The 13,644-nt window shown below is 70.0% G+C and carries 12 protein-coding genes; 3 read left to right on the top strand and 9 right to left on the bottom strand.

The genetic code is table 11. From position 1 onward, the window contains the following. Positions 1-38: 38 nt before the first annotated feature. The 5 genes from OHA03_RS23715 to OHA03_RS23695 form a co-directional block, all read right to left on the bottom strand. Positions 39-950 carry a carbohydrate ABC transporter permease gene (locus tag OHA03_RS23715; protein ID WP_267005803.1) on the bottom strand — a complete coding sequence of 304 codons (912 nt, stop codon included), beginning with the start codon at positions 948-950 and terminating at the stop codon, positions 39-41. Next, entirely contained in the window at positions 947-1,876 is a 930-nt protein-coding gene (locus tag OHA03_RS23710) for a carbohydrate ABC transporter permease (RefSeq protein ID WP_267005802.1), read from the bottom strand. The genes OHA03_RS23715 and OHA03_RS23710 overlap by 4 nt, the downstream gene beginning before the upstream one ends. A 132-nt stretch (positions 1,877-2,008) precedes the next feature. Next, entirely contained in the window at positions 2,009-3,745 is a 1,737-nt protein-coding gene (gene araD, locus OHA03_RS23705) for an L-arabinonate dehydratase (protein ID WP_267005801.1), read from the bottom strand. Then, entirely contained in the window at positions 3,742-4,644 is a 903-nt protein-coding gene (locus OHA03_RS23700) for a dihydrodipicolinate synthase family protein (protein WP_267008135.1), read from the bottom strand. Before OHA03_RS23700 ends, araD begins: the two co-directional genes overlap by 4 nt. 32 nt (positions 4,645-4,676) lie before the next feature. After that, on the bottom strand, positions 4,677-5,336 hold the full coding sequence (locus OHA03_RS23695; protein WP_030974630.1) for a GntR family transcriptional regulator: 660 nt from the start codon (positions 5,334-5,336) through the stop codon (positions 4,677-4,679). Positions 5,337-5,554: 218 nt separating this feature from the next. Here OHA03_RS23695 and OHA03_RS23690 point away from each other — a divergent pair, with 218 nt between their 5' ends. Continuing rightward, positions 5,555-6,787 carry an MFS transporter gene (locus OHA03_RS23690; RefSeq protein ID WP_267005800.1) on the top strand — a complete coding sequence of 411 codons (1,233 nt, stop codon included), beginning with the start codon at positions 5,555-5,557 and terminating at the stop codon, positions 6,785-6,787. Here OHA03_RS23690 and OHA03_RS23685 read toward each other — a convergent pair. Continuing rightward, positions 6,770-7,951, bottom strand: a complete 1,182-nt coding sequence (locus tag OHA03_RS23685; protein WP_267005799.1) for a hypothetical protein — start codon at positions 7,949-7,951, stop codon at positions 6,770-6,772. The genes OHA03_RS23690 and OHA03_RS23685 overlap by 18 nt on opposite strands. Further along, a complete protein-coding gene (locus OHA03_RS23680; RefSeq protein WP_267005798.1) occupies positions 7,948-8,925 on the bottom strand; it encodes a 5-dehydro-4-deoxyglucarate dehydratase in 978 nt (325 codons plus the stop codon). Before OHA03_RS23680 ends, OHA03_RS23685 begins: the two co-directional genes overlap by 4 nt. Before the next feature lie 261 nt (positions 8,926-9,186). On the opposite strand from OHA03_RS23680, the gene OHA03_RS23675 reads away from it, so the two are divergent. Both OHA03_RS23675 and OHA03_RS23670 read left to right on the top strand, forming a co-directional pair. Beyond that, positions 9,187-9,996, top strand: coding sequence for an NAD(P)-dependent oxidoreductase (locus tag OHA03_RS23675; RefSeq protein WP_267005797.1), 810 nt, complete (start codon positions 9,187-9,189; stop codon positions 9,994-9,996). 105 nt (positions 9,997-10,101) lie between these two features. Beyond that, a complete protein-coding gene (locus OHA03_RS23670; RefSeq protein ID WP_267005796.1) occupies positions 10,102-11,343 on the top strand; it encodes a TerD family protein in 1,242 nt (413 codons plus the stop codon). Between the two features lie 120 nt (positions 11,344-11,463). Here OHA03_RS23670 and OHA03_RS23665 read toward each other — a convergent pair whose 3' ends face one another. Then, positions 11,464-11,694: a hypothetical protein gene (locus OHA03_RS23665; RefSeq protein WP_014156926.1), complete on the bottom strand. Its 231-nt coding sequence runs from the start codon at positions 11,692-11,694 to the stop codon at positions 11,464-11,466. A 78-nt stretch (positions 11,695-11,772) separates the two neighbouring features. Further along, positions 11,773-13,353, bottom strand: coding sequence for a TROVE domain-containing protein (locus OHA03_RS23660; RefSeq protein WP_267005795.1), 1,581 nt, complete (start codon positions 13,351-13,353; stop codon positions 11,773-11,775). Positions 13,354-13,644: the final 291 nt, after the last annotated feature.

Raw genomic sequence — 13,644 nt, 5'->3', positions numbered from 1 at the left:
GTGCGGGTGGGTGGGGACAGCGCGTCACGGGGCGGCTGTCAGCCCTTCACGGCACCGGCGCTGAAGCCGGTGATCAGCCACTTCTGGATGAAGGCGAAGACGATCACCACGGGGATCGCGGCGATCACACCGCCCGCGGCGAGCGCGCCCAGGTCGACGCTGTCCGCGCCGATGAGGGTGTTCAGGCCGACCGGGATCGTCTGCTTGTCCTGCTCGCTGAGGAACATCAGGGCGAACAGGAAGTGGTTCCAGCTGTGCACGAAGGCGAAGGAGCCGACGGCGATCAGTCCGGGGCGCAGCAGCGGCAGCACCACCGCGCAGAAGGCCCGGAAGCGCGAACAGCCGTCCACCCAGGCGGCCTCTTCCAGACTGACCGGCACGTTCTTGATGAAGCCGCTGATCAGGATGATGGAGAGCGGCAGCTGGAAGACCGTCTCGGCGATGACGACGCTCCCGAGGGAGTTGATCATCTGCAGGTTCTTGAAGATCTCGAAGAGCGGTACGAGCATCAGCGCGCCGGGGATGAACTGCGAGCAGAGCAGCGCGAGCATGAAGCCGTTCTTGATCCGGAAGTCGAACCGGGCGAGGGCGTAGCCGCCGGACAGGGCGACGAGCGTCGTGGCGACCAGGGTGCAGACGCCGACGATCATGCTGTTCTGGAAGAAGACGGCGAAGCTCCGCTCGGTCCAGACCTTGGAGAAGTGCTCCCCCGTCATCGGCCACGGCACGAGCGAGGTGGATCCGGTGGGCCGTACGGCGAAGAGGAACATCCAGTAGAACGGGACGAGAGTGAAGAGCAGATAGATGCCGAGTGGTACGTAGATCTGCCAGCGCGGTACGTCGTCGAAGGCGCGCTCACGCCCGCGGCGGCGGTGCGCGGTGGGCGGCTCGGTGTTGCGTACGGGTTCCAGGACGGTTCCGGTGTGCTTCTCGGCGAGTGCGGCAGTCACTTGTGGTCGCCTCCGAACTTGCTCAGGCGCAGATAGACGATCGAGCAGAAGAGGAGGATCACGAAGGCGACGGTGGTGAGCGCGGAGGCGTAGCCGAAGTCGTGGCCCTCGATGCCGGTGTTGGCGACGTACAGCGGCAGGGTGGTCGTCTCGCCGGCCGGTCCGCCGCCGGTGAGGGTGTAGAGCAGGTCGACGTTGTTGAACTCCCAGACGCCGCGCAGCAGCGTGGAGAGGATGATCGCGTCCCGCAGGTGCGGCAGGGTGATGTGGAAGAACTGGCGCAGCCGCCCGGCGCCGTCGACCGCTGCCGCCTCGTACAGCTCCTTGGAGACGGACTGCAGGTCGGCGAGGATGAGGATGGCGAAGAAGGGGACCCCGCGCCAGAGTTCGGCGACGGTCGCGGCCCAGAAGACGGTGCCGGTGTCGGAGAGCACGGAGGTGCCGTAGTCGCCGATCCCGGCGTCCGCGAGGTAGCGGCTGAAGCCGGTCGACGAGTTGTAGAGCAGGATCCAGATGGTGCTGGTCAGTACGCCGGAGACGGCCCAGGGCGAGAAGACCATGGCGCGGGAGATACCCCGGCCGATGAAGGTCTGATTGACGATCAGGGCCAGCGCGAGGCCGAGGGTCAGCTGGAGCGCGACCTGGGTGACGACCCACTGGGCGCTGAAGCCGAGCGTCGACCAGAACTGGTCGTCCTCGGTGAAGATCCGGGTGAAGTTGTCGAAGCCGGCGAAGCCGTTCCGCCACGGCTTGGTGACGTTGTAGTTCTGCAGGCTGTAGTAGAAGACGCTGATCATCGGATAGGCGATGAAGCCCAGCATCAGCAGCCCCGCGGGGGCGACCAGCAGATACGGCAGCCGGCGGGGGTTCGCGGAGCGGCGCCGGGGCACCTTGGGCGGTGTGGCCACAGCGGCGGCTTGGGCCATGACACGTCTCCGTTCTTTGGGAAGTGCGGGTGTCGGTGGTGCGAGTGCTGGTGGTGCGTGTATTGAGCAAGCGCTTTCCGCATGCCGTTCGGTCTGCCGAACGTGCGGTGCGCCGGAATTCTCGGTGGGCGCTCAGCCCGCGTACGGGTCGGGCACCTCGCCCTGCCGGGCCAGGAAGGCGAAGTCGCAGCCCTGGTCGGCCTGGGTGATCTGGTCGTGGTAGAGCGCGCCGTAACCGCGCTCGTACCGGGTGGGCGGCGGCGTCCACGCGGCCCGGCGCCGCGCCAACTCCTCGTCCGGTACATCGAGATGAAGCAGTCGCGCTTCGACGTCCAGGGTGATCAGGTCACCGGTGCGGACCAGGGCGAGCGCACCGCCGACGTACGACTCGGGCGCGATGTGCAGCACGCACGCCCCGTAACTGGTGCCGCTCATCCGGGCGTCGGAGAGCCGCACCATGTCCCGGACACCCTGCTTGAGCAGATAGTCGGGGATCGGCAACATCCCGTACTCGGGCATCCCGGGACCGCCCTTGGGCCCGGCGTTGCGGAGCACCAGCACATGGTCCGGCGTGAGGGCCAGGGCCGGATCGTTGATGCTGTGCTGCATCTCCCGGTAGTTCTCGAAGACGACCGCGGGCCCGGTGTGCCGCAGCAGTTCCGGTTCGGCGGCGATGTGCTTGATCACCGCGCCGTCCGGGCACAGGTTGCCGCGCAGGACCGCCACGCCGCCCTCGTCCGCGAGGGGGTTGTCGCGGTCGCGGATGACGTCGGAGTTGTGCACGAGTGCCCCGTCGAGCTGCTCGCGGAGTGTGTCGTACGAGACGGTGGGCCGGTCCAGGTGCAGTACGTCGGTCAGTCGGGCCAGGAACCCGGGCAGCCCTCCGGCGAAGTGGAAGTCCTCCATCAGGTACTTCCCGCCGGGGCGGAGGTTGGCGAGCACGGGGACGGTGCGGGCGATCCGGTCGAAGTCGTCGAGGGTGAGCTTCACTCCCGAGCGGCCCGCCATCGCGATGAGATGGATGACGGCGTTGGTGGAGCCGCCGAGCGCCAGAACGGTGGCGACCGCGTCCTCGTACGCCTCCGCGGTGAGGATCGACGACAGCTTCCGCTGCTGCCACACCAGCTCGACGATCCGGAGTCCGGACTGCGCCGCCATCCGGTCGTGCCCGGAGTCCACGGCCGGGATCGACGAGGCTCCCGGCACCGTGACACCGAGCGCCTCGGCGGCGGCCGTCAGGGTGGAAGCCGTACCCATCGTCATGCAGTGGCCGGGCGAGCGCGCGAGCCCGTTCTCCAGCTCACCCATCTCGCAGTCGCCGATCAGCCCGGCCCGCTTGTCGTCCCAGTACTTCCACATGTCGGTGCCGGAACCGAGGACTTCGTTGCGCCAGTGCCCCGGCAGCATCGGCCCGGCCGGCACGAAGACGGTCGGCAGGTCGACCGATGCGGCGCCCATCAGCAGCGCGGGCGTCGACTTGTCGCAGCCGCCCAGCAGCACGGCGCCGTCGACCGGGTAGGAGCGCAGCAGCTCCTCCGTCTCCATCGCCAGCATGTTGCGATAGAGCATCGGGGTCGGCTTCTGGAACGTCTCCGAGAGGGTGGAGACCGGGAATTCGAGCGGGAAGCCGCCCGCCTGCCAGACGCCCCGCTTGACCGCCTGCGCACGGTCACGCAGATGGACGTGGCAGGGGTTGATGTCGGACCAGGTGTTGAGGATCGCGATGACCGGCTTGCCGAGGTGTTCCTCGGGGAGGTATCCGAGCTGGCGGGTGCGCGCCCGGTGGCTGAACGACCGCAGCCCGTCCGTCCCGTACCACTGGTGACTGCGCAGCTCCTCGGAGCCGATCCTTCCGTCCTCGCGCGTCATATCGACCACCCGGCGACCTCGGCGGCGACCTCGGCGCGCCGCTCCTCGGGCAGCACCCGGCTGGGCGGGCGGACATCGCGGCGGCAGAGGCCGAGCGAGGCGAGGGCCTCCTTGACGACCGTCACATTGTTGGCGGACTGGCGGTCGGCGCGCAGCTCCTCGAAGCGGCGGATCTGCTCCCAGACCTTCATCGCCGACGGGTGGTCGCCGGCCCGCAGTGCCTCCAGCATGGCGAGTGAGGCTCCGGGGGCGACATTGACGAGTCCGGAGGTGAAACCGGTGGCCCCGGCGGAGAAGTAGGCAGGGGCGTACAGCTCGGCGAGACCGGCGACCCAGACGAACCGGTCCAGGCCCGCGTCCCGGGCGAAGGCGGCGAACCGCGCGGCATCCGGGACGGCGTACTTCACGCCGATGACGTTGGGGCAGCTGTCGGCGAGCGCGGCGAGACGCTCCCCGTCGAGCTGCGGGTTGCGGATGTACGGCACGACGCCGAGCCCGGGGACGGCTTCGGCGATCGTCCGGTGGTAGTCGACCCAGCCGTCCTGCGAGACGTACGGATGCACGGGCTGATGGACCATCACCATCTCGGCGCCGGCGTCGCGCGCGTGCTCGGCGGCGGCCACGGCGGTCGGCACGTCGTGCCCGACCCCGACCAGGACCGTGGCGCGTCCCCCCACCTCGTCGATGGTCAGTTCGGTGACGGTGCGCCGCTCCTCGGGGGTGAGCGCGTAGAACTCCCCGGTGTTGCCGTTCGGGGTGAGGATTCGTACGCCGCCGTCGAGGAGCCGCCGCAGCAGTCCGCGATGAGCCGCCGTGTCGATGGTCCCGTCCGCGGCGAACGGGGTCACCGGGATCGCCACGACATCTGCGAGGGCCGCCTTCAGCGGTGTGAGGTCCATGCGGACAGGCCTTTCGTCGGTGTGCTGGTGGTTCATGCCCCGCCCTCCTCGGTCTGTGCTCCCTCGGGGAAGGCGCGGCGGACGAACGACGCGATGTGGTCGTGCAGGGCGCCGGCCGCGGCGTCCGCGTCGTCGGCGAGCGCGAGCCGCAGGATCTCCCGGTGCTCGGCCGCCTCCCGCTCCCAGGACGGGATGGTCGCCCAGGCGACCGTCGACACGAGTGCGGCCTGGTCGCGGACCTCGTCGAGCATCCGGGCCAGCAGCGGGTTGCCGCAGGGCAGGTACAGCGCCCGGTGGAAGTCCCGGTTGGCGAGCGACCGGTCGGCCTTGTCACCGGCCGAATCGGCTCGCTCCAGGGCTTCCTGCGCCGCGTCGAGCGAGGCCCTGCGGGTGATGGAGCGGCGCAGCGCCTCCGGTTCGAGGAGCAGCCGTACGTCGTACACCTCACGGGCCATCGCCGCGTCGACCAGCCGCACGGTGACGCCCTTGTACTGGCTCATCACGACGAGTCCGGTACCGGCGAGGGTCTTGAGCGCCTCGCGCACCGGGGTCTTGGAGACCCCGAACTGTGCGGCGAGTTCGGTCTCGACGAGGGCCTGCCCCGGTCTCAGCTGCGCCGTGAGGATCGCGTGCTTGATCGCCTCCAGCACGTACTGGGTGCGGGACGGAATCGGGGTGGGCGCAAAGGTCATGAGTGAAGGGCTCTCGCATCTCGCGTATCGCGTCTCATATATGACGTACGAAGTACGACGCGTTGAAGCTAGAGCCGGTGCAAATGTTTCGTCAACGCTTCTGACGAAAGAACTTCCGGCAACTCGATGTAAGGCATCTGCCCGATGTCCGGATACGTCCTCAGTCGCCAGCATGAGTCCACAACACACGTGCGGGTCACCAGGGTTCGGAGAGCGCTATGGCAGGGTCGGCGGCGGGCAGGGTGCTGCGGGATCGCAACGCCGGGCTGTATCTGGCGGCAGTCGTCGTCACAGGGTTCGGGACATCCGCGATGTGGCTCACGGCGGGGATCTGGGTCAAGTCCCTGACCGGTTCGGACAGCCTGGCGGCGCTTGCCGTGTTCGCCATGTGGCTTCCCTCGCTGATCGGGCCCGCGCTCGGCACGCTCGCCGACCGGGTGCGCCGCAAACCGCTGCTGATCCGGGCGAACCTCACCATGGCGGGACTGCTCACCGTGCTGCTCGCGGTCGATTCGGCCGAACGGATCTGGATCCTCTTCGTCGTCCTCGTGCTCTACGGGGTGAGCGGTGTCGTGATGGACGCGGCCGAGACGGCGCTCGTCGCGCACACCGTCGACGTCCGGCTGCTCGGCGACTTCAACGGACTCCGGATGATCGCGGCCGAGGGCATGAAGCTCCTCGCGCCGCTGACCGGCGCCGGCTTGTACGCCCGGTTCGGGGGCGGCGCGGTGGCGCTGCTCGACGCGGCGTCGTTCGCCCTGGCCGCGGGGGTCTGCGCGCTGCTGCGGGTGAGCGAACCGGCCCGGCCGGTCCGCACGGACCGGCGTGGCGAACCGGCCGCGGGGATCCGGCAGGTGTGGCGCTCTCCGGTGCTGCGGCCGCTGGTGCTGGCGGGTTCGGCGACGATGCTCTGTGCCGGGCTCAGCGGGGCGGCGGTCTACGCCCTTGTGGACGACGGGCTCGGGCACTCCCCCACGTACGCGGGTGTGCTGTACGCGGCGCAGGGCGCCGGGTCCATCGCGATCGGGCTGCTGGCCGGTCCGCTGCTGCGGCGGCTGCCGGAGCGGGTGTTCACCGCGGCCGGGATCGCGCTGTTCGGGGCGGCGGTGGGGGTGCGGGCGCTGCCGTACGACGCGGTGGCGCTGGTCGCGAGCGCCGCGATCGGGGCGGGTCTGCCGTGTGTGCTGATCGCCGCGATGACGGCGGTGCAGCGGGAGACACCGGACGCCGTGCTGGGCCGTACGACGGCGACCGCCAACTCGCTGATGATGGTGCCGAACGCGGTGGCGCTGGCGCTCGGCGCGGGGCTGATCGCGGTGCTGGACATCCGGGTGCTGCTGCCGCTGATCGGTGCGGCGGGGCTGCTGACCGCGGCCCTGCTGATCACGGATCGGTGGGGACGCCCGTCGGCCGTCCCCACCGATCCGGTTCCGTCATCGACCGAGGCGTGACAGCGCTTCGGCGACGGTCCTCAGGTCCGGGTCGGAAGCCAGCCCGGCGTGGTACAGGCGCAGTTGGTTCGCGCCGAGCGAGGCCGCGTGCGCGGCGTCGCGCTCCAACGTGGCGGGGCTGCCGCCCATGCCACCGACCACGGTGAAGTTGGCGGCGATCACCCGGTCGGACCGGCCGGCGAACGGCCCGAGGACCGTCTCGCGCGCCACGTCACCGCCGGTGCAGGGCAGCACCACCCCGTCGGCCACGGAGAGGATGTGCTGCGGGTCGACGCCCACGTTCGCACCGGAGCGGTACGGGGCGGGGTCGGCGTGCAGCAGCACCTGGAAGTTCTCCGCGGCCGCCGCCCGCACAGCGGCGACCGCGGACTCCTGGAGCGTGCGGGCGACCTGGCCGCGGAACTCCAGGGTGGCGGCGGCGAGATCGGCGCCGAGCAGTTTCTCGACGCCGGACCAGCCGGCCTCCGAGGAACCGGACCCTGCCCAGACCGGTTCCAGGGCCGCGCACACGGCCCGGCTCAACTCATCCGCGTCCACACCGTGTTCGCCGTATCCGGTCCGGCAGTCGGGGCAGAAGCAGAGCGACATCAGGTACTGCGCCGCGTCCCCGAGGCCGACGCCCGCGATCTTGTCGTGGGCGTGCAGATGCGCGAAGCCGTACCAGCCGCAGGACTCCAGCTCGGTGCCGCGCGTACCGCCGCGCACCGCCGCCTCGCCCGCCAGCTCGACCAGGTACGCGCGGACCGCGGGCTGTGCGATGCAGGGCGCCCACGGGTAGCGGTCACCGTACGCGTTGACCACCGAGATGTCCGGATGGTCGGCGCCCAGCCGGGAGTTGTGCGCGAGCACCACCCAGCTGTGCACTTCCAGACCGGCATCCGTCAGCGCCTGCGCGGCCTCGGCGTACGGATCGTCCGAGGCCACCCAGGACTGCGCGTACGGGCGCAGTTCGCGCCCCGCCCACCGCCCGGCGTCCGCCGGGTACAGCACCGCGGCGTGTTCGGCGGTGACGATCCGGCGGCCGGGGTGACGCGGGGTCAGCGCCCGGGTCGAGTGGTAGGCGGCGGCGAGTGTCACCTGCCCGACGCCGAGGTCCGCGACACGGGCGGCGGCGTCCGGGTCCCCGACGATGTCCCACGGGTACAGGAAGGCGGAGGCCTTCATGCTGCGGGCTCCTCGGGTGCGGTCCTGGCCTGTCCGTACTTCTCCAGCAGGGCGCGGCCGCGCTCGATGATCCCGGCCAGCTCCTCGATGTGCGCGGCGGGCGGCTCGGTGAGCGGGGTGCGGACCTCGCCGACCTCCAGGCCCTCGAGCCGGACCGCAGCCTTGACCAGCGAGACGGCGTAGCCGCGGCCCTTGGCGCGCAGCTCGACGAGCGGCCGGTAGAACTGGTCGAGCAGCGCGTTGGCGAACTCGTCGTCACCGGAGTCCAGCGCCCGGTAGAAGGCGAGGGCGATGTCCGGCGCGAAGGCGAACACGGCGGAGGAGTACAGCGTGACGCCGATGCCACGGTAGGCGAGCCCGGTGAGCTCGGCGGTGGGCAGCCCGTTGAAGTAGAGGAAGTCCTGGCCGGGCAGCTCGGTGCGGACGGCGCTGACGATGCGCTGCATCAGGTCGAGGTCGCCGTAGCCGTCCTTGAGACCGATGATCCCGGGTGTCCGGGCCAGGGCGACGACGGTATCCGGGGTGAAGACGGCGTTGTCGCGCTGGTAGACGATCGTCTCCAGAGAGGTGGCCGCGGCCAGTGCCGTGTAGTGGGCGAGCAGCCCTTGCTGGTCGGCGAAGACCAGATACGGCGGCATGGCGAGGAGCCCGTCCGCGCCCGCTTCCTCGGCGAGCTTCGCGTACTGGATCGCAAGGGCCGTGCCGTACCCGGCGCCCGCGACGACGGGCACCTCCCCGGCGGTCTCCTCGACCGCCGCGGCGACGACGAGACGGAACTCCTCCGGCGTCAGCGCGTGGAACTCGCCCGTGCCGCAGCAGGCGAAGACGGCGGCCGCTCCGGCATCGATGCCGGTGCGCACATGCGCGCGGAAGGCATCGAGATCGACAGCGCCGTCCGGCCCGTAGGCGGTGACGGGGAAGAAGAGCGGCCCGGCGACATGGGTGAGTCGGGCGGCAAGGGGGGCTGAGGTCACGGGCGCTCCCTGAGCGGATTCAGGCGTGCACAATTCTGATCGGCGTCCATATTCATGAACGCCACCAAGTTAAGGCAGCCACGCGGGGCAGGTCAAGACGAGTACCTGCACCATGGAGGAGCGTCAGGGTGGAGCCGGCACCCCTGCACCAGGGGTGCGTACCACTTGACGCGCCACACCCTCACTTCTTAGTTTGTCCATGCATGTGAATGTCGTCCATGGATTTGATGTGTCGCGCGTATGTACCGAGGAGATCAGCGAATGCCCGCTCCCCGCACCGTCCTGCTCACCGGCGCCGCCGGCGGCCTCGGCACCCTGATGCGCGGCCTGCTGCCTGCGTACGGCTACGAGCTCCGCCTCTTCGACGTCACCCCCATCGAGGGCGAGCCGGACGCGATCACGGCCGACCTCGGCGACAAGGAGGCGCTGCGCGAGGCCGTGCGCGGCGTCGACGCGATCATCCACCTCGCGGGCATCTCACTGGAAGCCTCCTTCGACAAGATCCTGCGGTCCAACATCGAGGGCACGTACAACCTGTACGAGGCCGCGCGCGAGGAGGGCGTCCGGCGCATCGTGTTCGCCTCCTCCAACCACGCGATCGGCTGCACCCCGCGCCCCCTCCCCGGCGACCCGCTGATCCCGATCGACACTCCGCGCCGCCCCGACACCTTCTACGGCCTCTCCAAGTCGTTCGGCGAGGACCTTGCCCAGCTCTACTGGGACAAGCACGCCCTGGAGACCGTCTCCGTGCGCATCGGCTCCTGCTTCATGGAACCGACGTCCGTACGGATGCTGTCGGTCTGGATGAGCCCCGGTGACGGCGCCCGGCTCTTCCACGCGGCGCTCACCGCCGACGAGGTCGGCCACACCGTGGTCTACGGCTCCTCCGACAACACCCGCCTGTGGTGGGACCTGACCACGGCCCGGTCGCTCGGGTACGAGCCGCAGGACGACTCCGAGCAGTACGCCGAGAAGCTCGTCGCGGAACACGGCGAACTCAACCCGGACAACCCGGACCACGCCCACCTCGGCGGCCACTTCGTCACCCATCCGCCGATCTGGCCGTACTGACCGGCTCGTACCCGGCTGGGCGCGTCCCGACCGGGCGCGCCCGGGGCGTCCGAAGGCGGCCGAAGGTAAGGGAACGGCAAAGCCTGGTCGTTCGTTACCCCGGGCATGACCGCTATGACCCCCGGCTCGAACATCCCTCTCTCCACCGCCCGCGTGGCGGTGGACGTCGCCGCCCCGGTGCGGCTCGACGTCTCGGGCCTGCTGCTCACCGCCGACGGCAAGGTGCGTTCCGACGACGACTTCATCTTCTACAACCAGCCCACCGGCCCCGGCGTGACCTACCGCTCCGGCGGCGGCACGGCGCCGGACGCGATCGTGGTGGACACTGCCGCGGTGCCGCCCGGCATCGAGAAGATCGTCGTCACGGCGAGCCCGGACGCGGCGGGTCAGACATTCCAGGGCATCGAGCCCACCGCCACCGTGCGCAACGCTGACGACGGCAGTGTGCTCGCCACCTTCACCCCGCCCCGTCTCGGTGCCGAGACGGCGCTCGTGGTCATCGAGGTCTATCTGCGCAATAGCGTCTGGAAGGCCCGAGCGGTCGGCCAGGGCTACGCCAACGGGCTGGCGGGCATCGCCACGGACTTCGGCGTCTCGGTCGAGGAGCCCGCCGCACCGCCCGCCCCGGTCGCACCCCCGATGCCTGCCGCCGCCCCCGTGGACCCGCGGACCGCCGCGCCCACGGCCCCGCCCGTCGCCGCTCCGGCGGCCCCGCCCGTCGCCGCTCCGGCGGCCCCGCCCGTCGCCGCTCCGGCACCCGCCGGCTCCGGCAAGATCAACCTCGACAAGGGCCGGGTCAACCTCCAGAAGAACCAGACGGTGTCCCTGGTCAAGGGCGGCCGCCCGCTGCTCTCCCAGGTCAAGATGGGGCTGGGCTGGGAACCCGCGTTCCGCGGCAAGGACATCGACCTCGACGCCTCGGTGATCGCCTACGGCCCCAACCGGAACCACCTGGACAGCTGCTACTTCGGCAAGCTCTCCATCCTGAACGGTGCGATCAAGCACTCCGGCGACAACCTCACGGGCGAGGGCGCGGGGGACGACGAGGTGATCGTCGTGGACCTGGGCCGGATCCCCCCGGAGGCGACGGGGCTGGTCTTCACGGTCAACTCGTTCACCGGCCAGAAGTTCACCGAGGTCGCCAAGGCCTACTGCCGGCTGATCGACGCGACCTCCGGCGAGGAGTTGGTCCGCTTCGACCTGACCGGCGCCGAGCCGCAGACCGGCGTGATGATGGCGAAGCTGATCAAGCAGTTCTCCGGCGAGTGGGAGATGACGGCGATGGGCGACTTCGTGAAGTCGCGCACGGTCCGCGGCATGGTCAAGCCCGCCGCCCAGGCGCTGTAGAAGGTCGCTCCGCGCACTCCTGGAGCCCGCTCCTGAAATGGCTTCCGGGGCACCTGCTGGATCTGCAGGTGCCCCGGAAGGGGAATGCGGGACGGACGCTTCGTACGCTCGTCGTCCCTCTCAGAGCTTGGTCAGCTTGGAGTACGGGCTCAGGATCCTCCCCTGTCGCCCCGAGAAGTCGATGAGCACTGCGTCGTTGTCGCCCTCGACAGCGAGGACTCGACCGAGTCCGAACTGGTCGTGCGACACCCTGTCGCCCACATCGAAGCATTCGACCGGTGGGGCCGCCTGGGCCGGGCGGTTGAAGGGACTGGAAGGCAGGTGACGCCGGGATCCGGCTGACTGTTTCATTACGTTGAGTATGCGCCTCCGGGACGCCCGACGCCATGCCCGACCGCTCCTGGGGGGCCACTGATGCCGGATTCGTAATCAGCGCTTCCAGGGCCAGTCGGCGTCCCGCCCCGCCTCCAGCAGGGGCACCATGCGGAATGCGGCGTCCGAAAGACCCCCGAAGGTGTGGCGGTTCTCGCTTCCGGACGGGGCGTGCCCGACCCGGTATCCGGCCAGATTCCAGGTGTACACGGGCACACTCGCCGGGACGGCCTCGGTGGCATCCCCGTAGTACGTGAACGACGCCTGCTCGTCCGTGACGATCAGCACCCGGTCGTGGCCGCGGTAGTGCCGGCGGACCGCCTCCGCGGTGTCGGTGCCACCCAGATCGCCGAACCGGTCCAGGATCTTCAGCACGGACTCACCCCTGCGAAAGGCCACGGGTGCGCTGTTCGTACCGAATTCCACCAGATCGGCATCGGCGGCCCGCAGCGCGAACGCCGCACCGAAGATCGCGGCGGCGTCGGCCCGGTTCAGCTGCGAGCGGTCCGAGAGCGGCGACCACATCGAACCCGAGCGGTCGACCAGGATCAGCGTCCGCCCCCGCAGCGCCGGAACATTCGCGAGCGAGTGGCCGAGCGCCTGCTCCAGCGGGTACGCCCAGCGCAGCGACGGAGCGTGCCGGTACGCCGCGAGGTAGCGGAACGGGAACTGCCGCGATGCGGCGACCACGGCCGGGTCGGAGATCTTCGCCGCCACCTGCGCGGCGATCTCGTCCGAGACGCCCGCCTCGTCGAAATTGCGCAGATTGCGGACGAGCGCCATCGCCCCCATCGACGGAATGGCCGCCTCCCATGCCGCGGCGTCCATCGGACCCTGCAGCCAGCCCGCCAGGGCCTCCCAGGTCATGCCCGCTGCGGCCAGCCGGTCCGCCCCGTCGGGCGCGGTGATCACGGCCCGCCGCTCCTCGACCGGCAGCTCCATCAGCGCCCGGTGGGCGGTGAGGGTGCGGTTCGAGGCGGGCGGAACCGCCGCGTCCGGGTGATGCCGGCGGTCGAGGGCATAGCGGAACAGCTCGCCCTGCCATGCCTTCTCCGGGTCGGGCGCGGCGTGCACCAGGTTCAGGATGTCGCCGAAGCGGTAGCCCTTGGACGCGGTGTCGTACTTCAGCAGCGACTTGCCGTTGTAGAGGCGGCGTACGGCGTCGGCGATCCCTCGCTTGACAGGCTTGGGCACGGTACGGCCGTACTGCGAGGTCCAGTACCCCAGCAGCTCACCGGGCTCGTCGGCGCGCAGCAGGACGGAGTCGACGACCTGCCGGTTGGACGGCCCGTCCTCGGCCCCCGCGTCGAGCCGGGCCTTCACGTACTCGGCGGCGCCGACGATCGCCGCGGTCCGCATCCCGCCGTCGCGGCGCAGCCATCCCAGCAGTCCGGCGGTCCAGTCGGGGTCGCCCACCGCAAGGATGCGTACCAGGGTGGCGAATCGGCTGTCGCGCTGCTCGGCACTCTCGTAAAAGGTCTGCTGCGAGACGAAATTGGCGACGGCAAGCAGGAAGAGTTCGGAACGGTTGTCCCGGAGATATCCACGGCCACCCTGACCGGTGGGCGCGGTGTGCCCGGTCGACTTCACGGACGAAGCCGAATTCGCCTTGGTGGTACGGATGTTGAAGCGTGCCATGGTGAATTCCCCCGAATTCATTGGGGGAAGGCACAGCGCAGGGGTGCCCGAGATCAGGAGTCGGCGACGGGCTTGCCTGATGCTCTTCCCATTGAGCTACCGGCCGTGGCCGGGCGGGACTCGAACCCGCAACCGTCAGATCCGAGAAGTATCCGTCACCTGCGCACCGGGCACCGGTGCTGTGCCTCCCGAGATCAAGGTCGGCGACGGCGGGACTTGTTTCGAAGAAGTAGCCGTAGCCTGCGCACCGGGAGGTGCGTGCAAATTCTTGAAGCTGTACGTACCCAGAGA

This window comes from Streptomyces sp. NBC_00154 (assembly GCF_026342835.1).
Lineage (GTDB): Bacteria > Actinomycetota > Actinomycetes > Streptomycetales > Streptomycetaceae > Streptomyces.
The sequence above is the reverse complement of the archived record's forward strand: the minus strand, read 5'-3'. Positions and strand labels throughout refer to the sequence as shown.